This is a genomic window from Vibrio sp. 10N.261.52.C11, assembly GCF_041471405.1.
Classification (GTDB): domain Bacteria; phylum Pseudomonadota; class Gammaproteobacteria; order Enterobacterales; family Vibrionaceae; genus Vibrio; species Vibrio crassostreae_C.
In genome coordinates, this window is sequence record NZ_JBFROI010000025.1 from 66,725 (window position 1) to 91,256 (window position 24,532).

A 24,532-nucleotide genomic window follows, 5' to 3' on the forward strand; every position below is an offset into this window, starting at 1 on the left:
ACGAATCAAGCCCAGAGCAGACGCAATGGGCTTGGAATAACAGCTGAAACTTTCTATGGGCTTATGGCTGCATTGGGGTAAGCGTTAGCTGAGCGCTGTTATAACCCAGTTGCGCTAGGGCTGCAGGGTCGAAGTCAGTCAGAACCTTGATGTCACCAGCGTAGTAGGGTGTGTAATCGCCTGAAGGTGTCATGGCGTTAAATGAATCAATAGAGTGCTCGGTACCAATATCGATCATTCCAGAATATTGTGACTCCGCACTAAACTGGCCTGAAACATAGGTGTAGAAAGGACGGACACTGGCACCTGCGGCGTACTGCATGCTACTTAAACCATTGGTGTTGATTGCCCAGCTCCAATCCCACCATTTCATCTCTCCAGGAATATAACGGTGATCCCATTGGTAGCGGATATTGGCTTGATCTTCGCTGGTGGTTCCCATGGTAAAGGTGTGAGAGACCGTCGGGCGGTTTGTTGGGTGTGAGCTTAGCGCATTGCCGCTATAACGAAGGAAACCTGTGAAGTTCACGTCGTAACTCATGCTGATTTTGATACGGTATGGGTAAGTGATGGTAGAGCGTAAGAACTCTACTTGAAAAGGAAGTACTGAGTGAGCAGGCACGGTGATGATGGCTTCCAGTTCTGTTGGTTCAAAACGAGCACCATTGTTGGTATCGGAGAAACGTTGGCCATCTTCTAGCGCTACTCTTACTTCTGTCTTTCCAACTTGTGGCCAATGAAAGGTTTCATCAATGACGACTGAATCAGCAAGGTCGAAGCGTTGGGTTTTACTCCATTGTGTGGATTGCTCAAAATGAAGGTCAACGACGATTTGTTTAGACTGATCGTCGTCATTGATTGCATAAGCCGAGACGGTTTCAATCAGTTCTTGGTCGGTCTCTGTCATAGAACCGTGTAAAAACGATGTGTTATCGAGCGTGTAAGCGAAGTTATCAACAGTGATGCTTGTCTTCTCATCACAGCGATAACCGGCACAGCTTCCATCGTTATTGCCTTTAATCTCCCAACCATTGTTAAGCGGTTTTATTGCCATGTCTTGGCCGACGTAACGCGCGCTATCGCCTCCAACCCAAGCGTAACCGAGGTTATGGGCCAAGTAACTCAGTGGCCTGATAAAGTTCGTGTTGTCGCTGACTAAGGCGCGTTGAATATCAAGGTTATTGTTCGTTTCGATAGCTTGCGCTTCGTAGTAAGGCAGGCCTGCGTCTGGGGTATTGGGGTAGCACCAAGTATTGTCACTTGGTTGTCCTTGTTTGATGAGCCCGTGGTAGCCAGACCCCATGATCACCCAGTCATTTTTAAGGCCAGCAATGTCCCACACATTCATGCGAGATAGTAGGGCGGTTTTGTGTTCTTGAGCTTCTGTATTACTGAGCGGACGATAATCGGAACGGCAGATATCTTCACCGAGGTTATCCAATACGATTTGGTCTGAATATATCTTGGCATGAGTGGCAAAAGAGATGAAACAGAGGGCAGAGCTAAATAGAACGGTTTTACTGACGTTAAGCATGAATAAGTTCCTAAATGCCATTATTTGGCTACTTTTATTAGAATCGAGTTATTAGATTTTATTGATATTATTTAAAGCCGAGGGGCTCTAGCGGGGTGTACTTTGTCATATAAAACAATGCCAAAAATACTGAAATGAATTGAAAATAAATACTTATAGATATCAGGAGGTTGTACTGATCAACTTGTTGTTTGATAAAGACTTATCTTGATGACTTCAATTAGTTTCAACAATCCAATCTATAGGTGATTAATTGTTGAACGTTTCTGTTTTTGAAGCCTCGTTATTTGGTATGTTGGCTTGGAAAATTTAGGCCAGCAAGATGGATTAGATAGGTTTATTGTTTAAAGGAGGGGGAAGTACTGAGTAAGCCAAATAAGGAGGGATGTTGTGATAAGCAAGATCGAAAAATGCAGCCAACAACCGTTCGATTGCTGCTGCATTTTTTATTGTTCGAGTTAACTTAATTGGAAGAGATTAAGCATCACCTGGTTTTTCGCGTTTGCTGTTCCAACCCATAAAGTTGTAACTGTTGTAACGAGCAAAGCCAATCTGTTCATGCAAAGCAAAATCTGTGACCGCAAAGTTGTACCACAATGGCAACCATGAAATTTGAGCAGCCATATAGTCGGCTCTCACTGGAATAACATTCAAGCCGAAGTGGTTGAAGTAGAGCTCGCTACGACGAATATGTAGGCCAGATGAAACCAACACAATGTTGTCGAATTTATGATGCTTCATTAGGTCACTAGTGAGCTGAGCGTTCTTCCAAGTGTTGACGCTATTTGGCTCTTGAATGATGTCACCCATCGGAACGCCAAGTCTCAGCAATTGTTGCTGATAAACTTCTGCTTCGGCAACTCCGTTATTTTGTGCATCGCCACCACTGATGATCACTTTGCATGTGGTTTGGGTTTTGGAGCAATCTTTATATTGGCTGGCGGTTTCACTGATTCGGCCAAAAGAGAAAAAGGCTGGCTCGAACTCTTGCGTGCTTTTAATTAACTGCGTTCCCGCACCCAGAAGAACAATGGCGTTATTGTCAGACCATTGGATATCAGGCTTATTTTCGTAATCGGCTTGCAGATCGTTCAGTAAATAACGAGGAATTAAACCTGAACCAATCAGCACAAATGACGATATAAGAACAAGAGATAAAAACAGAGAGGTTTTTCGCCACTGAAGTAAACGTGTAAAGCCTACGAATAGCAGAAGAAGTAATAATATAATAAAGCTCATGAGGATCCTGTTATCGAACTGGTGCCAAGATGATGTGACATACTGAAGCGGTGCATCATATATCAGTTATGTTAATCATTCATAGGTAACTCATTGTATTATTGAACAAATGCACGATTTCTTTCTATCAAGAACAATCATCGATGAGAGCATTCGAAAAATCGCTTTATTATTGTTCGATAATCCCATTTTAAATATAGGCATATAAATCAAGAGGGTTATTTAAACCTTATTTCGTGTTATTTGATTTATCTGTTCATCGGTTTCCGTTTCTTCAACTCGTTAACTCAGCTTTCATATTCTTAAACTACCAAATCTTCAAGCTCTTAAATGATCGAGCTCTCCAGTTTTCAAGATCTTAAACTATCAAGCTCTCAAGTTTTCAAAGTAATGCTGAACAAATTTAACGAACACTTGGTGTTTCTTTGCCGGATAAATAACTTGCGGATAGAACAGATAAATACTGTTGCCTTGTTGCAGACATTCATCAGGCAGCACTCGCTCTAATTCTCCCAGTTCGACCTCTTTCGCAACGTAGTAACTTGCAATACGGATGATGCCACTGCCTGCCATAGCTTGTTGTTTGAGCAAGTGGTTGTCATTGCTTGAAAGCCAGCCGGACACATCAATATTTGCCGATTTTAAAGGCCACTCGGTTTGGTGCAGCGTTGCTAAGCATTGATGATCACTTAAGTCACTCACATTGGTTGGACGACCAAATTGGTCAAGATAACTGGGAGTTGCGACTAAATCATGCTGATAGCTAATCAAGTGTTTCGCCACCATGTTGTCAGGTGGCGTGTTGGTGGCACGAAACGCGATATCGATATCATCTTGATTGAGATTAAAGTTGGTGTAGCTGCTGTTTATCTCAAAGCGGATTTCTGGATATTGTTGCCTAAACTGTTGGCAGATATCGAATAGATATACCTCAGTAAACATCTTTGGTGCGGTGAGGCGCAATAGACCTTTTACGATGTCGTGTTGCTCAGAAACACTGCGTTCAAGCTGTAAAACTTGCGAGCGAATCGTTAAGCCTTGCTGTAAGGCGCGTTCTCCTTCTTGAGTTAAACGAACACTGCGCGTGGTTCTGACCAAAAGCGGGCACTGTAAATCGTTCTCTAAACGTTTGATCTGCTCAGAAAGGTAGCTCTTAGAGATACCGAGCTTTTCGGCTGCCTTGGTAAAGTTGAGTTGCTGAGCAAGTTCTACAAACAGGATCAGTCGTTCAATTCTTTTGTGTTCGTTCATTCGCGCGTTCCTATCAATCTATTGTTCGTCATATCAAACAATCATTTCGTAACTAGCATATTCTGTTTTTTTAAAAGAACAATATGATAGAGGCATATTTCTGGTCAGCAAATTTTCTAAGCGAGAATCGATATGACGAACAGCATTGAATCTACAAACAAAACGAATGACAAAAAGAGTATCCCATTATCAAACCATCTGCCGAATGTTGGGCAAGTTGTCTATGGTTGCATGGGGCTAGGTGGTGGCTGGAATGATAACCCAGTGACGAATGCGGATGTTGCTCAAACACGAAGTGTAATCGACACCGCACTAGAATCCGGTATTAACTTATTCGATCATGCGGATATCTATACCTTCAGCAAAGCTGAGCAAGCCTTTGGTCAAGCTTTACAACAAGCCCCTGAGTTGCGCGAACAGATGTTCATTCAATCTAAGTGTGGGATTCGTTTTGAAGGTGAGGGCAATGTTGGTCGTTATGATTTCTCGGCTGATTGGGTAAGCCAATCGGTAGACAGTATTCTCAACCGATTGAATACTGAAAAGCTCGATGTGCTGTTATTACATCGCCCTGATCCTTTGATGGAACTCGATGAGCTGGCAAGAACGTTAGAGCACTTAAAAGCGCAAGGTAAGGTCGATTTCTTTGGTGTGTCGAACATGAACAGCCATCAAATTCAGTACCTGCAATCTGCGCTCGGGCAGCCCATTGTCGCGAATCAAGTTGAGATGAGCTTAGCAAAGCTGGATTGGTTGAACGATGGGGTGATGATTAACTCGCAAGGGCACCATCAATCAGACTTCGCCGCAGGCACCCTTGAACATTGCCAAATGAATAACATCCAACTGCAAGCTTGGGGTTGTTTGGCACAAGGCCGATTTGCTGAGCAAGGTTTGTATTCAGAACATGAACACGTGAAAAAGACGGCGCACTACGTGGCTCAGTTAGCAAATCAATATGGCGTAGAAAGTGAAGCGATTGTGTTGGCATTTTTGCTTCGTCACCCTGCTCGTATCCAACCTGTTATTGGCACCACAAATCTAGACCGAATCAAAGCTTCAGCGGTGGCGACTCAGATAAACCTGTCTCGTGAAGAGTGGTACAACTTATACGTGTACTCACGTGGTCAAGCGCTGCCATAAGGAATAAACATGTTGAATCAAAAGATCGCACAACAATTGGTGTCTAACGCTCTTGATATTGCCAAGCATCATCAACAAGCAATTGCGGTGAGCGTATGTGATACGCACGGAGAGTTATTGGCGTTTATTCGCATGGATAATGTGAGCGTACAAGCCGGGTTGTTAGCACAGAACAAAGCTTATACGTCTGCAAGAGACAGACAGCCAAGCGGTAACTTAGGCGCTTGGGCGAGAGAAACCGGTAAAGACTTAAGTTACTGGACCGATTCAAAGATCACTGGCTTTAAAGGCGGTGTTCCCATTGAGAAAAAGGGACAGGTGATTGGCGCAATTGGCATCAGCGGATTGAGTGAAGATGACGATGAAGCGCTCGCCGAAAAAGTTATCCAACGAGTGCTCTAAGCGCTGTTGCTTGTGAAGTAACTGAAGCTAGAAGTAACAGATAATAAAAAACCGATGCATGTGCATCGGTTTTTTTGTTTAACGAGACTCAAGTTATTGAATCAATCGAATCCATTAAGCGTTCGCTTGTTCCAGATCTTGTTGCTTGTCTTTCTTACCCATTAGGCGGCTTGTAATCGTACCGGCTGTCATTGCACCAGATACGTTAAGCGCTGTACGTGCCATATCGATAAGGGGTTCGATAGAGATAAGCAGTGCTGCAATCGTTACTGGAAGCCCCATAGCGGGAAGTACGATAAGCGCCGCGAACGTTGCACCGCCACCTACGCCAGCAATACCGAATGAGCTCACTGTGATAATAGCAATCAGAGATAGAATGAAGTTGATGTCCATTGGGTCGATACCAACCGTAGGCGCGACCATGACTGCGAGCATTGCAGGGTAGATACCCGCACAACCATTCTGACCAATCGTCGCACCGAAAGTTGCAGACAGGTTAGCAATCGCTGGTGGCACATTTAGCTTAGTAATTTGAGCTTCAACGTTCAGTGGAATCGTTGCAGCAGAACTACGCGAAGTGAAAGCGAACGTTAGGACCGGCCAGATTTTTTGGAAGTACTCTTTCGGGTTTACACCAACAAAAGAGACCAACACACCGTGAACAACAAACATCAGGATGATTGCTACGTAAGAAGCAACGATGAAACCGAGTAGGCTTAGGATGTCTGAAGCACTCGATGTTGCGACTACTTTCGCCATTAAGGCAGCGATGCCGTATGGCGTGAGTGCCATGATCATCTTAACTAAGCGCATAACGATAGATTGCGCAGCGTCAACGAAAGTACGGATCGGTGATTCTAGCTCTTCTTTCTCAGCCATTACTTTACGAGCAGCAATACCTGTTAGCACGCCGAAGATAACCACAGCGATGATAGACGTAGAGCGAGCACCGGTTAGATCTGCAAACGGGTTAGTCGGAATGAAACTAACCAGCATTTGTGGAATTGTTAAGTCAGACACACTTCCCATGCGGCTTTCTAGTGTTGCAATACGAGCTGTTTCACGCGCGCCCTCTGTTAAGCCTTCAGCCGAAAGACCGAATGCTTGAGCCACTGCAATACCAACAATTGCAGAGATCGCTGTTGTTGCGAGTAATACTGAAATAGTGATACCAGAAATCTTGCCCAGTGAACCGCCTTTTTCAAGCTTCACTACAGCCGCAATCATTGAAACCAAGACTAATGGCATGATTACCATTTTAAGCAATCCAACGTAACCACGACCAACGATGTTTACCCAGTCTAGTGTCTCTTTGATGATGGGATTGCCTTCACCAAATAGCAGCTGTAGACCAAGGCCAAATGCACTACCAAAAACTAAACCGAGTAAAACGAGGCGAGAAAGTGTGTTTTCTTTTTTCTGCTGTCCGTAGAGAAAAAAGAGGATACCAGTGAATACCGCTAAGGCAGCGATAGCTGAAAATGACATTTGTTTTCCTTATGAATAACTCTAAATCAATTAGGCACCTAGATGTATAGGTGTCAGTACTGCTGCTAAAATAACGTTCTGTTACAAAACGTAAAATAAGGAAAAGTAATTTATTAGAACGATTAGTAATATCCACTCAATGGTATGGGTGGATATTCAACATTGTGATGAATAGGTGAGCTTTTTAGCGATATTTTGCCAATAAATTGAGCATGTCACTTGACGAGTAAATTTCGGTATTTTTGAAATTATTTTCGAATAATCGGAACAACATTGCCTTCGCGACGTCTTCCGCTTGAATAGGGCGTAGGTTTTTGAACTGACCAAACATAAAGGGAGAGACTAAAGGAAAGATGCTTTGCAGGAGTTTTTCATCGGCTCTTGGTTCATCACGTTCACCAACCAGCGGCCCCGGACGTGCGATGAAAAGCTGCTTGAAGCCAATACGTTTTAAGTTTTGCTCCATTTGCCCTTTGCAACGAAGGTAGTGTGAATAAGAATCTGGCGAAGCGCCATAGCTCGAAACGACGGCAACGCGTTGTACCCCAAGAAACTTCATCGACTGTGCAACCTGGCTAACCAATTCAACATCGATTTTGCGAAGTGCTTCTTTTGATCCTGCCTTTTTCTTAGTCGTACCTAAGCAGATAACGCCAAGTTTAGGCGTCGCATTCGTATCATCCCAACTCGTGACTTGCAGGTCATTGTGAATGAGCGTGTGGAGTTTATTGGAGTCAAACTTTGCATTGAGGGATCTGCGGGATAACGCATAGATATTGTCGACAGCGGGCTCATCAATGAGCTGCCTCATCACATGATGACCAATTAGCCCTGTTGCACCAGCCACAACAACCGATGTTTTGTCTCCAGCAATGCTCATTTTAATCCCTTATTCACTCCACAAGTGCTTGTTTAATATAAACAGTGTTTGAATTTTAAGCGAATAAAAGTTTGTTAAACGAGTGGTCAGTAGTATGTGGGGAGTCGCCTGTTTATGGAAAAAGAGATGATTTAGTTTGGCTTGACGCATAAGCATGGTCTGAAGCATAAGTACAGTCTGAAACATAATTGTGGGGTGAAATATAAATGCGGGGTTAAAAATAACTAAGGCGTTAAAAATAACAAAGCCCGCTGGGCGACGGGCTTTGTTACTTACTTTGTTGCTTTCTAGGTGAAGGATAGTGGGATTTTCCTTACCTTTTTGCTGGTTTTCTTACTTGATTTATTTGGTTTTCTTTTACTTGAGTTTGGAATCATTACACCTCCTAAATCGTTGTTCTGTTTTGTCTTTCAATCGATTGTCTTTCTTTGTGTAGCGTCAGTGTTGTGGGCATTCACTGTATGGGTACTTATCAATGGAGAGATTAACAAGTACTTTAGATAAAGCATAAACGATGCCAAAATGTAAGTTATTGATAAATCTATTATCAGTATTGTAGGTGTTTTAGGGTTCGTCAATTTGATTGTCAATTTGAGAAAAAACCAGTGTGATCTGTTTAAATTAAGAACACTCTCTACGGTTTCTGTTGATTAGGCATAGATACAGTATTGCTTAACACGTAAACTGAGTCGTAATTCACATAGACCAAGGACGTGCTATGAACCTCAAGCTTGATACTCTTGCTCCCACTCAGATTTATCACCTGATGACACAAACCGTTGTTCCTCGCCCTATTGCGTGGGCATTGACGGAATCTTCTGAACAAGAGTACAACCTAGCGCCTTTCTCTTATTTCACGCCTGTTTCCAGTAATCCGCCGCTACTGATGTTATCGGTCGGGAAGAAACCGTCTGGCGAAATCAAAGATACCACCCGTAATGCCCTTGAAACGGGTAAGCTAGTGATTCACATTGCTTCTTCAAGTTCTGCAGAAACAATGACAGCAACAGCAGCCACGCTCGATCATGGTGACTCTGAAGTAACAGCGAATAATATTGAACTGGTTGAATTTGAGGGCTTTTCTTTACCGAGAGTAAAAGAGTGCGCGGTCGCTTTTGGCTGCACCTTGTACGAAGTAAAAGAGGTTGGAGAGGTGCCACAAAGCCTCATCTTTGCCCAAGTCGAAACCGTGTACATTTCCGAAGATGTGATCGATAAAGAGAGTGAACGTCTTAAGGTTGATGCGTTGGCATTGGACCCACTGTCTCGACTTGGTGGCGGTGAATACGCGACGCTTTCTAATGTGTTCTCTGTTGCTCGCCCAAAATAGCCAATCCTAAATTAACGTACCCAGAATAAGCGTTTTTAAAAACTATGTTAGATACCCAATACTCGCAGTACATCCAACACCGAATTGACCAAAAAACCAAGCCGCTCGGTGCGCTTGGCTTACTAGAAAAAGTCGCTCATCAATTGGCATTGATTCAGAGCCAAGGCAAAGAAGCTGCGGTTGAACACATCGAATTGAATAAGCCAAGTATCATCATTTTTGCTGGCGACCATGGCATAGCAGATGAAGGTGTGAGTATTGCTCCAAGTGCCGTAACACAGAAGATGGTGTTGAACTTCTTAAGCGGTGGCGCGGCGATCAATTGCTTCTGTGCGGTGAATAATATCGATATCACGGTAGTCGACACGGGGATATTGTTGCCTGTGGAATCAGCCAGTGACATGTTGATTTCTCAGCGCTTGGGTACGCGAACCAATAACTTTGCCAATGAAGCGGCAATGAGTTTAGAAACGGTTGAACGTGGAATTGAGTTAGGTACCGAGCTTGTATCTAGAACCATTTCGAATGGCACCAATATCATCATGTTTGGTGAAATGGGCATCGGTAATACCAGCAGCGCATCAGCGATCTTAAGTGCATTATCGAATCGTGCTGCAGCGGAGTGTGTCGGCCTAGGCACTGGCATCAACAATGAACAGCTTGCACGTAAAGTGGCTGTGGTTGAGCAAGGTGTTGCGCGTTGCAAAGGTTTAGAGTTTAAAGAAGTTAAAGAGCTTACAGATATTAAAGGGCTTAAAGATATTAAAGAGGTACTAGCACAAGTCGGTGGCTATGAAATCGTTCAAATGGTGGGTGGTTTCCTTGGCGCTTACCAGAACAGAACACCAATATTAGTCGATGGTTTTATCGTGTCGGTTGCAGCGTATGTCGCGACCTTAATTGAACCGAACTGCCGTGATTACATGATCTTTGCTCATCGCTCTGAAGAGTCAGGGCACAAAATTCTGTTAGAACTGCTAGACGCTGAGCCACTGCTCGATCTTGGATTGAGATTAGGCGAGGGCACGGGTGCTGCGCTAGCTATGCCCATTATTCGTACGGCAGCCGAGTTCTATAACAACATGGCGAGCTTCGAAAGTGCTGGAGTCACGGTTTAATGAGTGATGCATCAGAAAGATCGTTGAAAGGTCGAGTCACTTATCAGTGGGAACTGTTTGCGCTGGCGATGGGCTTCTTTTCTCGCTTGCCAATGCCAAAGAACACGCCCTATTCATCAGAGCGAATGAATCGTTCTGGGCGCTACTTTTCAACGGTTGGTTTGTTACTTGGTGTTCTTTGTGGCGCTGTGTTCTTGCTACTTGATGCCATATTGCCGAGTGCGGTGGCGATCTTTTTGATGATGAGTTTTAGCCTGATGCTCACTGGTGCTTTTCATGAAGACGGCTTAACCGATATGGCCGATGGCATTGGTGGCGGCATGACCTTAGAACGCCGTTTGACCATCATGAAAGACAGCCGAATTGGCACTTATGGCGCGTCTGTACTGGTTATGGCTCTGCTTGGCAAGTGGGTGCTGTTGAATGAACTCATAAGCATGACGGGACTGTTTATGGTAATCGTGACCAGTTATACCTTTAGCCGCGCGATTGCTGCATCGCTAATTTACGACATGCCTTATGTCAGTGATTTAGATACCAGTAAAAGTAAACCATTGGCCAACAAGCAAACCAAAGGCGAACTTGTCTTCTTGTTGCTGGTAGGCGTGCTGCCTAGCCTGTGGTTTGGTCTTGAATTCGCTTTGGTTTTATCTGTCGTCGCCTATCTGTTCAGAACAGGTTTTAAAACGTGGTTAACGGCTCGAATTGGCGGCTTTACTGGGGACTGCTTGGGTGCGGCTCAACAGTTAATGGAGTTGCTGACTTACCTTGTATTCATTACTGCATTTTACAATGGCTTTCTATAACGGCTTCCTATGACCAACACGAATGAAACTATTCAAGCTAATCAAATTAATCAAGCAAGTCAGCGAAACAGCCATTTGGTATTGGGTGGAGCTCGTTCTGGCAAGTCGAGTTTTGCAGAGCAACAAGCATTATGTGCGCTTGAAGCATGTTCAAATGGACGCCTCAATTATATTGCGACAGCGACATATCTTGATGATGAAATGCGAGAACGAATCGCGCACCATCAACAACGTCGTGGCGAGCAGTGGATTGAGCATGAAGTACCCGTCGAATTAGCCGAAAAACTGCAGTCTTTTGAGAAAGAAGATGTGGTATTGATTGATTGCCTAACCTTGTGGTTGAACAACATCATCTTTGAACTGGGTGATGACGCAACTAATGAACAGGTTGAAGCCGTGGTTGAAGTATTGGTCAAAAGCGTCGAGCAAAGTCCGGCGCAAATTATCATGGTCTCTAACGAAGTCGGTTTAGGTGTGGTGCCGCTGGGTAAAGTGTCTCGCTTGTTTGTGGACAATGCAGGACGAATGAACCAAGCGCTAGCTCGCGTCGTTGAGCGCGTCACGCTGGTTGCTGCCGGATTGCCGCTGCACTTAAAACCATCTAATCACTTGCTTGATATTCAAGGCTAGGTCGCACACATGGTCAATGGAACAACCAAAAACATCTATTTGTTAAGACATGGCAAAGTCGAAGGAAAAGCTGCGCTCAATGGTTTATCTGATGTGCTGGTCAACTCTGATCTTCAAGAACAGATATGTGAGGCACTAACTACACAAGACATTACCTTTGATAGCGTGGTTAGCTCTCCACTAAGACGATGTGGTGATCTCGCGAGCTTGTTTGCAGAGCGTATGTCTGTGCCTTTATCAGTTGCATCGGGTTTTCAGGAAATGAACTTCGGTGAAGTAGATGGTGTCCCATTTGATGAACTTGAAGACAAGTGGGGAATGTTAGAAACCTTTTGGAAAGACCCTGCTAATCATCAATTAACTGGCGCAGAAAGTTTACAGAGCTTCCACGACAGAGTAACTCAAGCTTGGTCGCAACTTTTGAATGATTCAAGTGACAACATATTGTTGGTTACTCATGGTGGTGTGATTCGCATACTGCTAGCGCACTGCCTTAATATTGATTGGAAAAACCCGAGTTTGTACTCGAAGTTATCGATAGAAAACGCATCGATAACGCATATTCAAATCACTCAGTTTGCGCAGAGCTTTATCAGCGTTAAATCGATAGGGATACCTGTTCTCTGAGTGTTCAAAAAACACAGTTTAAGAATTAACAATCTTTTAGATCTGTAAATAGAAACAGAAATATAAATAGAAGTATAAAGCGGCGTTCACAGCCGCTATACCTGATTGGTATTACTACCTACGTGAAAGGAATTTAGTCATGACAACACCAAGTTGGGATCTAAGCATTGCTTATAGCGATCTTAATGATGCAAAAATCGAACAGGACATTGAACTCATTCAGCAGTGCATTGAGCTGTTGAACCTACACGTTGAAAAGCGTCATATCATTCTAGCGATGCAAAACGCGATTCAGACTTCAGAAGCGGCAGGCACGTTACTGAGTACAATCAACACCTTCGCTAATTGCCACGCATCGGTCGACGCGACACACACAGAAGCGAAAGCATTGCTTGGTCGTGTAGCGAAGCTGAACTCTGAAATGTCTCAAGCGTTCAGCCCTTACGAAGATACGCTAATTCACGCAGAACCAGAATTTATTGATGCAGTATTAGAGCATGATAGTGCGGACGTAGCAGGGCAGCGCTTTGCGATTGAAAGCTCTCGTAAGTTATCAAGCAGCCGACTCAGTGTTGCTGAAGAGCAGTTATTGGCAGCGATGAAGGTTGATGGTCGTGACGGATGGGGTCGTTTATACGATAACCTAACCGGATCTTTAAAACTGTCGCTAAAGCTGGACGGTGAAGAGGAAGCCCTAGGCTTTTCACAAGCCGCGAGCCTGTTGTACGGCAGCGAATTCGACAAACAAGAACCAGCATGGCGCGCGGTTCAAGGTGCGATGAAAACGCACCAAGAGTCTTTTGCTTCGATTCTAAATGCATTGGCGGGTTGGCGACTGACTGAAAACAAAAAGCGTTCGAAGATTAGCGATGTGCATTTCCTAGATCCAAGCCTACACGGCAGCCGCATTGTGCCAAAAACGCTAGACACCATGATGTCGGTAGCGAAAGCTAATCGAGCTGTTGGTCAGAAAGCAGGTTTGTTAATGGCAAGAGTTCACGGGCTAGATGAAATGAAGCCTTGGAATCACTTAGCTGCGATGCCGCCGCTGGGTGACGCTGAATCTAAGGTTTACCCATTTGATGAGGCGATCGACGTGATCAAAACTGCGTTCGCTGAAGTAAATCCAGAGATGGCTGATTTTGTCGCTTTGATGGTTGATAATGGTTGGATTGATGCCGCACCAGCAGCCAACAAACGTTTAGGCGCTTACTGCACCAAGTTTGCTGCTACACGCACTCCGCTTGTGTTCATGACATGGAGCGGTAGCCGCTCAGACTTAATGACATTAGCGCACGAGTTAGGCCACGCGTTCCACAACTGGGTGATGAAAGACATGCCGTTGTGTCAAACACGCTACCCAATGACGCTAGCAGAAACCGCTTCGATCTTTGCTGAAAATATCGTTCGAGACCATTTGTTAAAACAAGCACAAACACGTAATGAGAAACTTGAAATGCTGTGGGAAGAGCTTTCTTCTTCTTTGGCATTAATGGTGAACATTCCCGTTCGTTTTGAGTTTGAAAAAGCCTTCTACGAGCAGCGTGAAAAAGGCGAGCTAACGGCTCAGCAGCTGTGTGACTTGATGGAAACGACTTGGAAAGAGTGGTATGGCGATGCAATGACAGAAGCTGACCCTTACTTCTGGGCGAGCAAACTGCATTTCAGCATCTCTCAAGTAAGCTTCTACAACTACCCATACTTGTTCGGTTACCTGTTCAGTAAAGGTGTTTACGCTCAGCGCGATGCGAAAGGTGAGCAATTCTACGGCGATTACGTTTCGTTGCTTCGTGATACGGGCAGCATGATGGCGGAAGAAGTCGTTCAAAAGCACTTAGGAATGGACCTGACTCAAGCTGATTTTTGGCAACAAAGCATCGACATGGTCAAAGTTCAAATCGATGAATTTGAAAGATTGCTCGATCAGGAAGATTAATTGATCTCAATCTGTTCATAGCAGGTAAGAGCTGTGTTAGCTTACGTGGCTCTTATCTTGCTGGCATAACCTGAGATAAGCCGAAACAACCAAAAGTCTCTTTAAATAGAGAAAGTTATTTGGAACAGATGTCGGTTAGTAAAGTCAGCAGGTAATATAAAAATATATGGGTAGTATTTGTGAGTGATAACGGAGTTTCTGTTGATAAGTGCGATCCTAGCAACACAATTTCTATGTACAATTTATTAACATACGGCCGTGCAATTAAGGAGTAGCGCATGACGAAGACCCTCTTTCGCCAATCATTTCTTTTTGACAGCCTAGATCTTGAGCAAGAAGTGTTTGCAGGACAGACCGTACTGAGTAACGGTGTTCAAATTAAGCTTCATCAACGCGGTGTCTTGGAAGTGATTCCCGCGGATTTTAATTCTGAAACCAAGAACATCATTTTTTCAACCGGTGTTCATGGCGACGAAACTTCACCAATGGAGCTGATCGATAAGCTCATTGAGGATATTGAAACAGGTTTCCAAGTAGTAAACGCGAGATGCTTGTTTATCATAGCTCACCCAGAAGCCACTAACGCGCATACTCGTTTTCTTGATGTGAACATGAATCGTCTGTTTGATGAAAAGCAGTACGAGAGCAATCGAGAAGTGGATATCGCGAAGAACTTGAAGTTCTTGGTGACTGAGTTTTACAAAGAAACGGAACCTGCCACTCGTTGGCATCTAGATTTGCACTGTGCAATCCGTTTATCTAAGCATTACTCGTTTGCAGTGAGCCCTAAAGTTCGCCACGAAGTACGCAGTAAAGAGCTGTTTGATTTCATTAACAGTGCGCACGTGGAAGCAGTGTTGTTGTCAAATGCGCCAACCAGTACATTCAGTTGGTACAGTGCTGAAAACTTCGAAGCGCAAGCACTGACAATGGAACTAGGGCAGGTCGCGAGAATTGGTGAGAACCAACTTGATAAGCTAACGGCTTTTGACTTGGCGATGCGTAACTTGATTGCTGAAGTTGAGCCAGAGCATTTACCTAAGCGAACCATCACTTATCGCGTGAGCAGAACCATTGTTCGTTTACATGATGACTTCGATTTCATGTTCTCAGATTCTGTAGAGAACTTTACCGCGTTCAAGCACGGTGAAGTATTCGGTCATGATGGTGATAAACCGTTAATGGCTAAGAATGAAAACGAAGCGGTGGTGTTCCCTAATCGTAATGTTGCTATCGGTCAACGAGCAGCCTTAATGGTGTGTGAAGTTGAAACGCGATTCGACCATGGTCAGCTTGTGTACGATTAATATCGACTCGGGTTTAAACGACGAAAACAACCGCTCAACTGGTTGAAATATCAAGGTTCACATTACGGTGTGAGCCTTGAGTTTATTTGGGGATACAGGTAAGGTTACGCGAACATTTTCAAAGTAGCTTGATATGGATTTCCAACAACTTCTTCACCAAAAACAGCGCAAATGGACTAGAGCCATTTATCTGATGGCAGCACTGCTTGTCGCGCTGAGTGCGATTTACCTAATGGTTGGCGATCTTTTCATTTCCCCTCTGGGCACATTGTCCACGTTAGAACAAAAACTACTGATTGATTTACGCTTACCTCGACTATTGGCGGCTATTGCTATCGGGGCAGGGTTAGCCGTATCTGGCGCAAGTTTACAAGTCTTATTGGGTAACGTATTAGCAGAGCCCGGTGTGCTCGGCATTTCTGGTGGTGCAAGTTTGGCGATGGTTATCGTGCTGTTCTTCTTGCCGTTTGCTCCCACACCAGAACTGTTCATGATTGCCGCCGTTTTAGGCTCGCTCTGTTTCACCGTGATACTTGTGAGCATGGTAAAAACGATGCGACTCACCACGGCTAAACTACTGCTGGTGGGTGTGGCGCTAGGTATTCTTTCTGGCGCGATGGTGACATGGGCGTTCTATTTTAGTGATGACTTAAGCCTACGCTTGTTGATGTATTGGCTGATGGGTAGCTTAGGTGGCGTGACTTGGTATCAACACTCGCTCACGTTGGTGATGATCCCCGTGATTATTTGGCTGTGCCTGCAAGGTAGTAAGCTAGATAAGTTAATGATTGGCGAAACGCATGCCGCACAGTTAGGCGTAAACGTACCGAGATTGCGCTGGCGTCTAATTTTCGCCGTGTCTATTTTAGTCGGCTGCGCGGTAGCTTTAGGTGGCGTGATCAGCTTTGTTGGCTTGGTTGTGCCACACTTATTGCGTTTAGCGATTGGTACTGATAACAAATACCTTCTTCCTTTGTCTGCCGTTGCTGGCGCTGCGTTGTTGGTGTTTGCTGATATCTGTGCAAGAACCTTATTAGATTCCGCAGAGCTACCTTTGGGTGTGATGACCACCAGTATCGGTGCGCCTATCTTCATTTGGATGTTAATTAAAAATCATGATTCAAATTAAGAGCCTGAGCGTTGGCGCTCGTTTATTACCACTATCATTTGAGCTCAAGCAAGGGCAGGTGACTCACGTTATCGGCCCGAATGGCAGCGGTAAAAGTACCTTACTCGAATCGATATCTGGCATTGGTGATGGTTACAAAGGTGATATCAAGATCGACGGGCAGGATTTGTCGGAGCTGTCTTTACAAGATTTATCATTGCATCGTGCTTACTTGTGCCAAAGCGCAAGGCCAGCCTTCAACTTAGAAGTGTTCCAATATCTTGCATTGTCACTGCCAAGCTCCTCACACGGCCTTGATGCTGAAATCAACGCAGCTTTGGAAGAAATCAGCCAGATGCTAGACATTGCAGACAAACTTCATCGCTCAATTCAGACACTGTCTGGTGGTGAATGGCAACGCGTACGTTTGGCGGGAATGTGCCTGCAAATTTGGCCGACACTTAACCCATACGCGAAGCTGCTGATCCTCGACGAACCCGCAGCTCCGTTGGATATTGCTCAAGAAGCCTTGTTGTACAAGCTCATTGAACGAGTGGCAGAGAAGGGCATCGCTGTGATCATGGCTAACCATGATTTGAACAGAACACTAAGACACGCAGACCAAGTGTTGTTGCTCGATAAAGGTGTACTTCAAGCATCAGGCTCAGCTGATCAAGTGCTTACCCCTGAGCAGCTAGAGTCCGTGTTCAACACCGAAGTCAAAAGTATCTCAGTCGACAATCAGACCTATCTTTTGTTTGGTTAAAAGACTAATTAGTTAAGCTGCTCATTGGGTTTAAGGCGAGTTAGTAAAGGAAGCAAATATGTTTAGATACATCCAAAGAAGAAGAATCAAAAAGGTGATTAAGTCATTGTCTGCAAAGATGGTGAAGAGCTACGGAAGCCGTGATTTCTTCTCTATTGGGCAGGTTGAAACAAGTTCTCGTGAGTTGAGTAAACGCCAACAACAGATTGCTTTAGCCTTGTTTGCGGATCCACAAGATCTTGCTGTTGAATTAGCTCCAACTATTCAGTTGCTGCGTAATGATGTGTCTAATGACTTCTTTGGCGGAGAAGACTACACAGCGCGAGATGTACTTAATCTATTGGGTGGCGGCGGTTGGAAGGGCGGTCGTATGGACGATGACATGTCACATCGCATGGGCATGCATAGCCGTTATTAAATATCTTCTTACTACCTAACGCCTTTATATCCCCAAAGCGGCTTAATCATAAAGCCGCTTTTTTATTCATTCCGAATAATGTTCCCTCAATCAACATAGAATACTGAAACGTCATAATTCGAAGCAACATCATCTATCTACAACGCATTTGTTTGAGTTGTGTGATGCTGATTCCTATCAATATAAAACCCGCTGTTATTGATAAAATTGACGTATATATTTTTCGTTGTTCTTTAAGTCAGAAACTATAAACCTTCGAATTACAGTGCTGGTTGGTTAGTAACCAATTGGTTTTGTGTTTAGGGTAAAATAATAGAGAGTGGGAAAGTGACAACAATAAATAATAATATTCTAAAAATAGCAGTGGGTATGGCTATGCTATCGAGTGTGCCGTCAGTGGCAAATGCTCATGGTTGGTCTGAGTTTCCAAGCGCGCGTCAGAACACGTGTTACGAGCAAGGCGGGATTTGGTCGGGTACACCACCTAATGCTGCGTGTGCGCAAGCAAAAGACATTTCGGGTTCATACCCGTTTGTTCAACGTAACGAGTACGCGAAAAATGTCCAAGATTTCAATAATATCAATGCTGTAAAAGCGGCGATTCCTGACGGCACGTTATGTTATGCCAACGATTCGCAAAAACGCGGCATGGGTGCGCCTCATACTGGTTGGACTCGTACCGAGCTAAATACTGGTACGTTTGAATATGTATTCAATGCGACAGCGCCACACAACCCTTCTTTCTGGGAGTTCTACCTAACGAAACCAAACGCGGACCTAAGCAAAGGCCTAGCGTGGGGAGACTTAGATCTTATCCAAGAAGAGGGTAACGTTCCGGTTAATGGCGGCAAGTACCGCATTAATGTCACTATTCCTTCAGACCGTTCTGGCGATGCGATTCTATTCGTTCGTTGGCAACGTGATGATGCTGCGGGCGAAGGCTTCTACAACTGTTCAGACATCACTATCGCGGGTGGCACAACCCCTCCACCAGAGCCTACACCTCAACCTGATCTAGTCCGTGGCGACCTGTTTGTTTCTGACCAGTTTGGTACGCCAGAAATTGGTGATACGGTTAAGTACGACATCATCAACAAGTACGGTGAAGTCGCGCGTAGCTTCGACATCGTTATCGACGCTTCAAACGTTAACGATTGGGCTCGCTTGTTGGCTTCAGAGATTAACGGCTGGCACGAAGAGTTTAAAGATGGCGCGATCTTCATTGGTGATTGGCACGCTGAAATGCAGCACTACATGTACTTCCAAAACGATCCTTCACGTAACTTCTTTAACTCAAAAGATAGCCGTGCTTCTGGTCAGTTAACGCTGATTGATGGTGGCGACGGTGGTGTTGAACCATTAAAAGGCGACATCTACGAGCTAGTGAAGAGTGACAACGTAGTGAATGCTGGCGACAAAGTTGTAATTGCAACAAGCGAAGCGGCGACATTGACTCAAACTCAAGGTACTTCTGTAAGCATTCAAAATAACGGCACGGCTTCTATCGTAGTTGATACCACTGGCATCACTGCAAACGAAACTTTATCGTTTATGGCTAGCTCGATTGAAAGCGACAGTGTTGAAACCTTCACTTTTGAAGTAATTGCTGATGACGGTGGCGTAACACCAGACCCAGATCCAACGCCGGATCCTGATCCGACTCCTGACCCAGACCCTACGCCAGATCCAGGTACGTGGGACTCATCAGCGACTTACCTTGGTGGCGAAGTCGTGACTTACTCGAACCAGTCATGGAAAGCACAATGGTGGGTTCAAGGTGGCACTAACCCTAAAGCGACTTACGAAAATGACAAATGGGGCGTTTGGCGTCCAGCCAACTAATCTTAACTATTGTTAGTTAATTAGCCTTGCAATAATAACCAAGACACCACACTTTTTGACGAGTGTGGTGTCTTTTTTAGCCTCTGCATTTGCGGTTTTGAACGTCATTAGCTTAGAGAAAAGTGATTCAGAAACGGAGTCTTAATCGCTGAGTAGGGCTCTATAAGAAGATGAGAGTTATATAGAAAACAAGAGCTATATAAAAGACCAGAAGCGTGAGTTTCTGGTCTTTTACGTTTTGTAATGTGTTGAAGAATTATTCCAGAGTAAGGTTTTGCTTAATCTCATCGTTAAGATACCCCTGATCAAAATCTGGTGTCATGAATTCGACGAAGGAGGAGTCTAGATAGCTGGTTTCTAGATAACTCGGCTCTAGATAATGGGAGTCTAAGTGATCAGCACTTACGTAGGTGGGAATCGCAGAAAACAAAACGATACTGATCGCTGCAGCGATATTAATGGCTTTGTTACGTTGAGAAGTAATTTTCATAGTAGTGCCCTCGAAAGGTGGGCAAATCCATCTGCCTATGAGAATTGAATCTGAGATATTTAGAAGTCGTAAGACAAACCAAGTGTGATGATGCTGTCGTTGTCGATCGGGCCCATCGATTGGCCGTTCAAGTAAAGGTCACCTTCGTTGGTGTTGAAATAGGTGTATTTCACGTAGGGTGTCCAGTCGTCGATGCTCTTAGAGAGAACGACTTCGTGTTCATTGGTACGGTAGTCGCCTTGATGAAAGATTACGTTGTCATCGTTGTGGGTAAACCCGCCATTGGATCCATCACTGTTTTCGTGAGTGTATTGATAAGCTAAATCCCAGCCTGCGAGTGAGTACCCCGCACCGGCGATGAACTTATTGGTGTTGATCGTGGTGTCGCTTACATTCTCGAGTACTTGCCCTGACTGGTTATATCCCAATCCACTGAATACATTGAAGTTGTCGTTCACTTGATAATCGATAATACCTTCGATTAATAACTCTTCACCGTTGTCCCATTTACTAAGTTCACCGTATAAGTTGAACGTGAAAGATTCGCTGATGTGAAAATCGTGCCCGTAACCCGCTGCCAACCAACCCTGGTCATCAAAACCTATATAGACTTGTCCATTTTCTGAGGTATCGATTAATGCGCCAGCTTCTGTGGTGTAGACACCGTTATCAGCAGCATTAGAGGCAACGTTTTGTTCGATGTAAACTTGAGTCGAAGTCGCAAACGCTGCGCTGCTGAGTAACGTAAGTGGTAGAGCAATAAGGTTAAGTTTTTTCATGGATTCTCCAGTGTCGTTCTATTGAATTAACTTGCTGGAGAGTATGTGATTAAACTGAATTTATATTAATAGGGTTAACTTTAGTTAAAACCTCAGTTTCATTTATGTTTCCTTAATGCTGATTTGATTGCTTCACGGGTTTTGATGTGTTGCTCGTCGTTAGCGTAACGGCGGTGATAGAGCATTCGAAACGTGAGCGGTTTTAATTTGATGGGGATAGGGTGAACGCGTAAGCCAAGCGCTGGTGCGAGCATTTCTGCAAAAGAACGAGTAGAAGCGGCGATATAATCTGTCGTGCTTGCCAAAATCAGCATGCTTGAAATTGAACTGGTTTCAATTCTGACTTTTCTCGGCTCGATATCGCTCTCTGATAAAAACTCGACCGTGTTCATGTTGGCGCGTTTGATCTTGAGCGCAATATGTTCCTCTTGGAAATACTCTTCTTTACTTAGTGTCTCACCAATTCGAGGGTGGTTGATTCGAGTCAGACACACGGGCTCCTCATCGACGATGGTTTCTTCAATCAATGAGTGTTTCTTACTCGAAAGTACATCAATGACGATATCTACTTTTTGTGCAGTAAGCGCATCAAACAGTTCTTCCTCTTCGAGTGGCGCTTCCGTAAAGCTTACGCCTTCAACCTGGCTAACGAAATGAAGCAAGCTCTCTGTGCAATAGACTTTAAGGTCATTCTTTTGCTGCTCAACCGTTCCAATGATGTTCAATGGGTCTTCTATCTTATTAGCGAGTGATACCGCTGCTCCAGTGGGCGCGATACCTCGTCCTTCTCTCACAAATAAAGCCTTGCCCACGACCCCTTCGAGTCTCTTAATCGCCGCGCTTACCGCGGGTTGAGAAATATCGAGCTGCTCTGATGCCACGGTGATAGAGCTGTGTTTGTAAACGGCCAAAAATGTCGTCAGTAGATTAAGGTCCAAATTCAGTTCCCTCTATTCTTATTGCCACTCATCCAAATCATGGTGGAGTCGTTATTAACTCATAAATGAAATGGAGGTTTTAAGTAAAGTTTACACTATATATCAAGGTTCTGTTTATTAATAAACTTGTTTGCATCGGAGTGAGGAAGGAACTTCATTCATTTACTAAATACTCAGACCGATAGGTGAAACTATGAGAACTTTCGCAAAATTATCAATCATCTCTACAGCAATGATCATCACGACAACCGCTTTTGCTGCTGACCCAATGATGCAATACAACACCAAGCAGACTAACTCTGATATTCAAAAACTCGAGAAATTTGAATATCACGAGGGTGAAACTCTTGAAGAGTATCTAAGCACTCAACCTAAGGGGAACTTGTACTCTTCAGAAGAAGAAGTGCTTTCTGTGTTAATGGGCGGTGTAAACAATGGTGACTATCGCAAAGAAACCAATTCAGGTTGGAAAGAAGGCCTGATGTTTGAGGGCATTGCACCTTATGGCGATCACATGGTGTCAGGCGCCAACTGGTTCCCACGCACTGAAGAAGTTCAACCGGATGAAATGCGTGTCACGTTCATGGGAACATCACCAATGATTCGCCCGGGGCAGGCAAACACCTCGATATACGTAGAACTGGGTAACGGCTCTAACTTTGTCTTTGATTTAGGTGAAGGATCAATTGCGAACTACGTAGCGGCGGGTGTCGCGATGAATGAACTCGACCATATTTTCATTACTCACTTGCACGTAGATCATTACGGCTCATTACCTTATCTGTATCAATTTGGTGGTTGGAATGGTCGCTGGGAAAAGCCGCTTAACATTTATGGCCCGAGTGGTGCGACTCCAGAATATGGCACTCGTCATATGATTGAAGGCATGCAACAAATGTTGAACTGGCACACCGATGCATTTGATGTGTTCCCATCAGGCAACGACATTGTGGTTCACGAGTTTGATTTCCGCGACGACGGTGGCGTTATCTATGACCAAGACAATGTGGAAGTGATTCACTGGCGACGCAGTCACGCAAAAGATGGCGCGTCTGGTTACCGCTTAAATTGGACTCAAGATGACGGTCGAGTGCTTTCATTTGTTTGGACAGGAGACGGTCGCCCAACGGAGTTGGATTTGAAATACGCAAAAGGTGCAGACTTGTTCATTACTGAACTGCAAACCGAAACGTTTGGTGTGTCTTCGATTATTCAAGGTGTGCCGCCATTCTTAGCTCGTTACACCGTTGATACTCACCATACGCCAGCGTACGCGGCGGGTTATGTGGCCAATGAAGTACAACCGCGTTTGTTCATGACAACGCACATGACATTCGACCCATATCTCAATGAGGAAACCGTTGCAGAGGTTCGCCACCATTGGCAAGGGCCTTACCACTTCGGCGCACCAGATGGCATTGTCGTTAACATGACTAAAGATAATGCGTGGGTTCGTGAAGGTATTTTACCTGATTTCCCGAATGCGCGAGCGCCACAATTTGATATGGCAGATGGGTCTGACTTTAGAATCCCATTACCGAAAAACAGCCGTGAAGACATACAAGAACAAGAGATTCGTGATTTAGAGTTAGATCCTAAACTGTACTACCCAGAAGGCTACCATCCAGAGCTGTTAACTGAGTGGCCAGTCGACCGTGACATCGTGATCCCAGCTGAACAAGTACCAGAAGCAATGAAGCAAGGTATGAACACCAAGCAAGAATACATGGATAGAGTGCGTGCTCACCACAACCTTGAGCGCAAGTCGGTAAGTCGTCCAACTGAGCCTGGTGAAGGAGCAGGAACCGATAACAAATAGGGTATTTGCAGTGAGGGCTGATATTGCCCTCACATCCTAAAAAGTTAGGTAAATAAACCCATTCTCTTACTCAATCATAAAACTATTGCTTACCACTTCTTTGCTTAGAATATCTGGAGTTCATTATGAAAAAATCAATTTTAGCGGTCGTCATTCTATCTTTAGTGTCAGCGTCTGTTTTCGCTAACGGACAATCCAATGCTCACAACTATCAACCTGGTGCGACGAATAACTCAGAACGTTTAGCGGATATTGATCCTAACTACGAACTGACCTTACCTTCAGAAAAAGAAGGCTACACCATGTATGACAACCAATCCATGTCAGATGGCGGGACCTACACAACGTATGTTAAACCGAATCCTTCCGATGCAATGCATGTTGCCGATGAAGGCTCGCTAAAAATCACGCACGGTGAAGGCGGAGGCATTATGACGGAATACACAATAAAGGATGGCCAACACGCTTTTTCTGTTATGTGTGGATACACCTCGGGTCCTTCATTCTGGGCTGATGGAAAACCCGCGAAGGTATGTGAAGAGGCGCAAGCACTAGCGGTTGCATTGGAAGCAAAAGGTGAATGGGAGGTGAAGCCAATGACTTACACCATCGCACCAGCAAGAATCGTAGTTGATAAGTGATTTTTGTCTACAGAACGCTCGTTATATCGAGCCTCGTTAT

Annotated in this window: 23 protein-coding genes; 15 read left to right on the plus strand and 8 right to left on the minus strand. The window is 44.5% G+C overall.

All coding sequences use genetic code 11. The annotated features are described in order from the left end of the window. Positions 1-61: 61 nt before the first annotated feature. The 3 genes from AB4323_RS10570 to AB4323_RS10580 form a co-directional block, all read right to left on the minus strand. On the minus strand, positions 62-1,534 hold the full coding sequence (locus tag AB4323_RS10570) for an aerolysin family beta-barrel pore-forming toxin (RefSeq protein WP_372152402.1): 1,473 nt from the start codon (positions 1,532-1,534) through the stop codon (positions 62-64). Between the two features lie 477 nt (positions 1,535-2,011). Continuing rightward, on the minus strand, positions 2,012-2,773 hold the full coding sequence (locus AB4323_RS10575) for a YdcF family protein (RefSeq protein ID WP_372152405.1): 762 nt from the start codon (positions 2,771-2,773) through the stop codon (positions 2,012-2,014). 366 nt (positions 2,774-3,139) lie between these two features. Next, positions 3,140-4,024, minus strand: coding sequence for a LysR family transcriptional regulator (locus AB4323_RS10580; RefSeq protein WP_372152408.1), 885 nt, complete (start codon positions 4,022-4,024; stop codon positions 3,140-3,142). A 132-nt stretch (positions 4,025-4,156) separates the two neighbouring features. Here AB4323_RS10580 and AB4323_RS10585 point away from each other — a divergent pair, with 132 nt between their 5' ends. Further along, entirely contained in the window at positions 4,157-5,167 is a 1,011-nt protein-coding gene (locus AB4323_RS10585) for an aldo/keto reductase family oxidoreductase (RefSeq protein WP_372152411.1), read from the plus strand. 9 nt (positions 5,168-5,176) lie between these two features. Then, the gene (locus tag AB4323_RS10590; protein WP_372152414.1) at positions 5,177-5,569 is read left to right on the plus strand and encodes a heme-binding protein; all 393 of its coding nucleotides are present in this window, start codon (positions 5,177-5,179) and stop codon (positions 5,567-5,569) included. A gap of 114 nt (positions 5,570-5,683) precedes the next feature. On the opposite strand, the gene AB4323_RS10595 is transcribed toward AB4323_RS10590, so the two are convergent. Together AB4323_RS10595 and AB4323_RS10600 are read right to left on the minus strand one after the other, a co-directional pair. Next, a complete protein-coding gene (locus AB4323_RS10595; protein ID WP_017085107.1) occupies positions 5,684-7,057 on the minus strand; it encodes an L-cystine transporter in 1,374 nt (457 codons plus the stop codon). Between the two features lie 184 nt (positions 7,058-7,241). Next, a complete protein-coding gene (locus AB4323_RS10600) occupies positions 7,242-7,937 on the minus strand; it encodes an NAD-dependent epimerase/dehydratase family protein (protein WP_280543072.1) in 696 nt (231 codons plus the stop codon). Positions 7,938-8,655: 718 nt separating this feature from the next. Here AB4323_RS10600 and AB4323_RS10605 point away from each other — a divergent pair. From AB4323_RS10605 to AB4323_RS10655, 11 genes are all read left to right on the plus strand, one after another. After that, positions 8,656-9,267: a flavin reductase family protein gene (locus AB4323_RS10605; protein ID WP_102444627.1), complete on the plus strand. Its 612-nt coding sequence runs from the start codon at positions 8,656-8,658 to the stop codon at positions 9,265-9,267. Positions 9,268-9,311: 44 nt separating this feature from the next. Further along, complete coding sequence (gene cobT / locus AB4323_RS10610) at positions 9,312-10,385, plus strand: nicotinate-nucleotide--dimethylbenzimidazole phosphoribosyltransferase (protein WP_372152418.1); 1,074 nt, start codon at positions 9,312-9,314, stop codon at positions 10,383-10,385. Then, a complete protein-coding gene (locus AB4323_RS10615; RefSeq protein WP_372152421.1) occupies positions 10,385-11,191 on the plus strand; it encodes an adenosylcobinamide-GDP ribazoletransferase in 807 nt (268 codons plus the stop codon). Before cobT ends, AB4323_RS10615 begins: the two co-directional genes overlap by 1 nt. A gap of 9 nt (positions 11,192-11,200) precedes the next feature. After that, positions 11,201-11,821 (plus strand): bifunctional adenosylcobinamide kinase/adenosylcobinamide-phosphate guanylyltransferase, encoded by a 621-nt coding sequence (gene cobU / locus AB4323_RS10620; protein WP_017059154.1) that lies wholly within the window; start codon positions 11,201-11,203, stop codon positions 11,819-11,821. 9 nt (positions 11,822-11,830) lie between these two features. Further along, on the plus strand, positions 11,831-12,448 hold the full coding sequence (gene cobC / locus AB4323_RS10625) for an alpha-ribazole phosphatase family protein (RefSeq protein ID WP_017059155.1): 618 nt from the start codon (positions 11,831-11,833) through the stop codon (positions 12,446-12,448). 139 nt (positions 12,449-12,587) lie between these two features. After that, on the plus strand, positions 12,588-14,384 hold the full coding sequence (locus AB4323_RS10630) for a M3 family oligoendopeptidase (RefSeq protein WP_372152422.1): 1,797 nt from the start codon (positions 12,588-12,590) through the stop codon (positions 14,382-14,384). A 278-nt stretch (positions 14,385-14,662) separates the two neighbouring features. Beyond that, positions 14,663-15,691 carry a succinylglutamate desuccinylase gene (locus AB4323_RS10635; RefSeq protein WP_017059157.1) on the plus strand — a complete coding sequence of 343 codons (1,029 nt, stop codon included), beginning with the start codon at positions 14,663-14,665 and terminating at the stop codon, positions 15,689-15,691. Between the two features lie 133 nt (positions 15,692-15,824). Continuing rightward, a complete protein-coding gene (btuC, locus tag AB4323_RS10640; RefSeq protein ID WP_017096955.1) occupies positions 15,825-16,820 on the plus strand; it encodes a vitamin B12 ABC transporter permease BtuC in 996 nt (331 codons plus the stop codon). Next, on the plus strand, positions 16,807-17,565 hold the full coding sequence (gene btuD, locus AB4323_RS10645) for a vitamin B12 ABC transporter ATP-binding protein BtuD (RefSeq protein WP_136974865.1): 759 nt from the start codon (positions 16,807-16,809) through the stop codon (positions 17,563-17,565). Before btuC ends, btuD begins: the two co-directional genes overlap by 14 nt. A 58-nt stretch (positions 17,566-17,623) precedes the next feature. Further along, positions 17,624-17,983 carry a DUF6559 family protein gene (locus AB4323_RS10650; protein ID WP_017066163.1) on the plus strand — a complete coding sequence of 120 codons (360 nt, stop codon included), beginning with the start codon at positions 17,624-17,626 and terminating at the stop codon, positions 17,981-17,983. Between the two features lie 375 nt (positions 17,984-18,358). Beyond that, the gene (locus tag AB4323_RS10655) at positions 18,359-19,825 is read left to right on the plus strand and encodes a lytic polysaccharide monooxygenase (protein WP_371724527.1); all 1,467 of its coding nucleotides are present in this window, start codon (positions 18,359-18,361) and stop codon (positions 19,823-19,825) included. A gap of 256 nt (positions 19,826-20,081) precedes the next feature. On the opposite strand, the gene AB4323_RS10660 is transcribed toward AB4323_RS10655, so the two are convergent. The 3 genes from AB4323_RS10660 to AB4323_RS10670 all read right to left on the minus strand — a co-directional run bounded on the left by AB4323_RS10660 (position 20,082) and on the right by AB4323_RS10670 (position 22,032). Further along, positions 20,082-20,315, minus strand: coding sequence for a hypothetical protein (locus AB4323_RS10660; RefSeq protein WP_017068278.1), 234 nt, complete (start codon positions 20,313-20,315; stop codon positions 20,082-20,084). A gap of 59 nt (positions 20,316-20,374) precedes the next feature. Next, positions 20,375-21,094: a hypothetical protein gene (locus AB4323_RS10665; RefSeq protein WP_372152424.1), complete on the minus strand. Its 720-nt coding sequence runs from the start codon at positions 21,092-21,094 to the stop codon at positions 20,375-20,377. A 98-nt stretch (positions 21,095-21,192) separates the two neighbouring features. Continuing rightward, positions 21,193-22,032, minus strand: a complete 840-nt coding sequence (locus AB4323_RS10670; RefSeq protein WP_017078016.1) for a LysR family transcriptional regulator — start codon at positions 22,030-22,032, stop codon at positions 21,193-21,195. Between the two features lie 193 nt (positions 22,033-22,225). Here AB4323_RS10670 and gntH point away from each other — a divergent pair, with 193 nt between their 5' ends. Continuing rightward, positions 22,226-23,851, plus strand: a complete 1,626-nt coding sequence (gntH, locus tag AB4323_RS10675; protein ID WP_017068281.1) for a guanitoxin biosynthesis MBL fold metallo-hydrolase GntH — start codon at positions 22,226-22,228, stop codon at positions 23,849-23,851. 125 nt (positions 23,852-23,976) lie between these two features. Next, positions 23,977-24,492, plus strand: coding sequence for a hypothetical protein (locus AB4323_RS10680; RefSeq protein ID WP_372100463.1), 516 nt, complete (start codon positions 23,977-23,979; stop codon positions 24,490-24,492). The last annotated feature ends 40 nt before the right edge of the window (positions 24,493-24,532 follow it).

What these genes read in the sequence shown, in the direction of transcription:
- AB4323_RS10570 (WP_372152402.1), bottom strand. Translation starts at nt 1,534, where the DNA reads ATGCTTAACGTCAGTAAAACCGTTCTATTTAGCTCTGCCCTCTGTTTC.
- AB4323_RS10605 (WP_102444627.1), top strand. Translation starts at nt 8,656, where the DNA reads ATGAACCTCAAGCTTGATACTCTTGCTCCCACTCAGATTTATCACCTG.
- AB4323_RS10575 (WP_372152405.1), bottom strand. Translation starts at nt 2,773, where the DNA reads ATGAGCTTTATTATATTATTACTTCTTCTGCTATTCGTAGGCTTTACA.
- cobU (WP_017059154.1), top strand. Translation starts at nt 11,201, where the DNA reads ATGACCAACACGAATGAAACTATTCAAGCTAATCAAATTAATCAAGCA.
- AB4323_RS10650 (WP_017066163.1), top strand. Translation starts at nt 17,624, where the DNA reads ATGTTTAGATACATCCAAAGAAGAAGAATCAAAAAGGTGATTAAGTCA.
- cobC (WP_017059155.1), top strand. Translation starts at nt 11,831, where the DNA reads ATGGTCAATGGAACAACCAAAAACATCTATTTGTTAAGACATGGCAAA.
- AB4323_RS10635 (WP_017059157.1), top strand. Translation starts at nt 14,663, where the DNA reads ATGACGAAGACCCTCTTTCGCCAATCATTTCTTTTTGACAGCCTAGAT.
- btuD (WP_136974865.1), top strand. Translation starts at nt 16,807, where the DNA reads ATGATTCAAATTAAGAGCCTGAGCGTTGGCGCTCGTTTATTACCACTA.
- AB4323_RS10580 (WP_372152408.1), bottom strand. Translation starts at nt 4,024, where the DNA reads ATGAACGAACACAAAAGAATTGAACGACTGATCCTGTTTGTAGAACTT.
- cobT (WP_372152418.1), top strand. Translation starts at nt 9,312, where the DNA reads ATGTTAGATACCCAATACTCGCAGTACATCCAACACCGAATTGACCAA.
- AB4323_RS10615 (WP_372152421.1), top strand. Translation starts at nt 10,385, where the DNA reads ATGAGTGATGCATCAGAAAGATCGTTGAAAGGTCGAGTCACTTATCAG.
- gntH (WP_017068281.1), top strand. Translation starts at nt 22,226, where the DNA reads ATGAGAACTTTCGCAAAATTATCAATCATCTCTACAGCAATGATCATC.
- btuC (WP_017096955.1), top strand. Translation starts at nt 15,825, where the DNA reads ATGGATTTCCAACAACTTCTTCACCAAAAACAGCGCAAATGGACTAGA.
- AB4323_RS10655 (WP_371724527.1), top strand. Translation starts at nt 18,359, where the DNA reads ATGCTATCGAGTGTGCCGTCAGTGGCAAATGCTCATGGTTGGTCTGAG.
- AB4323_RS10660 (WP_017068278.1), bottom strand. Translation starts at nt 20,315, where the DNA reads ATGAAAATTACTTCTCAACGTAACAAAGCCATTAATATCGCTGCAGCG.
- AB4323_RS10590 (WP_372152414.1), top strand. Translation starts at nt 5,177, where the DNA reads ATGTTGAATCAAAAGATCGCACAACAATTGGTGTCTAACGCTCTTGAT.
- AB4323_RS10665 (WP_372152424.1), bottom strand. Translation starts at nt 21,094, where the DNA reads ATGAAAAAACTTAACCTTATTGCTCTACCACTTACGTTACTCAGCAGC.
- AB4323_RS10680 (WP_372100463.1), top strand. Translation starts at nt 23,977, where the DNA reads ATGAAAAAATCAATTTTAGCGGTCGTCATTCTATCTTTAGTGTCAGCG.
- AB4323_RS10600 (WP_280543072.1), bottom strand. Translation starts at nt 7,937, where the DNA reads ATGAGCATTGCTGGAGACAAAACATCGGTTGTTGTGGCTGGTGCAACA.
- AB4323_RS10595 (WP_017085107.1), bottom strand. Translation starts at nt 7,057, where the DNA reads ATGTCATTTTCAGCTATCGCTGCCTTAGCGGTATTCACTGGTATCCTC.
- AB4323_RS10630 (WP_372152422.1), top strand. Translation starts at nt 12,588, where the DNA reads ATGACAACACCAAGTTGGGATCTAAGCATTGCTTATAGCGATCTTAAT.
- AB4323_RS10585 (WP_372152411.1), top strand. Translation starts at nt 4,157, where the DNA reads ATGACGAACAGCATTGAATCTACAAACAAAACGAATGACAAAAAGAGT.